Source organism: Kitasatospora sp. A2-31 (assembly GCF_022288725.1).
GTDB lineage: Bacteria > Actinomycetota > Actinomycetes > Streptomycetales > Streptomycetaceae > Kitasatospora.
Genome location: NZ_JAKNTA010000009.1, coordinates 279,099 through 279,839, shown reverse-complemented (window position 1 = coordinate 279,839; position 741 = coordinate 279,099). Strand labels below are relative to the sequence as shown.

The 741-nt window shown below is 57.1% G+C and carries 1 other annotated feature (cut by both window edges).

The annotated features are described in order from the left end of the window. Nucleotides 1-741: a sequence feature (most likely nonfunctional fraction of RNA operon), on the top strand (it extends past both window edges: 169 nt to the left, 3,206 nt to the right).

The following is a 741-nucleotide window of genomic DNA, read 5'->3' as shown; positions in this document are numbered from 1 at the left end:
GTCAGTGGGCTTGCCTGCTGGCCGTGACTGCGTGCCTTTTGAAGAATGAGCCTGCGAGTTTGCGGTGTGTAGCGAGGTTAACCCGTGTGGGGTAGCCGTAGCGAAAGCGAGTCCGAATAGGGCGGTTGAGTTGCATGCCCAAGACCCGAAGCGGAGTGATCTAGCCATGGGCAGGTTGAAGCGCGGGTAAGACCGTGTGGAGGACCGAACCCACCAGGGTTGAAAACCTGGGGGATGACCTGTGGTTAGGGGTGAAAGGCCAATCAAACTCCGTGATAGCTGGTTCTCCCCGAAATGCATTTAGGTGCAGCGTCACGTGTTTCTTGCCGGAGGTAGAGCACTGGATAGGCGATGGGCCTCACCGGGTTACTGACCTTAGCCAAACTCCGAATGCCGGTAAGTGAGAGCGTGGCAGTGAGACTGTGGGGGATAAGCTCCATGGTCGAGAGGGAAACAGCCCAGAACACCGACTAAGGTCCCTAAGCGTGTGCTAAGTGGGAAAGGATGTGGAGTCGCAGAGACAACCAGGAGGTTGGCTTAGAAGCAGCCACCCTTGAAAGAGTGCGTAATAGCTCACTGGTCAAGTGATTCCGCGCCGACAATGTAGCGGGGCTCAAGCACACCACCGAAGTCGTGTCATTGCAGCATGAAGGGCTAACGCCTGCTGTGATGGGTAGGGGAGCGTCGTGTGCCGGGTGAAGCGGCGGTGGAAACCAGTCGTGGACGGTATACGAGTGAGAA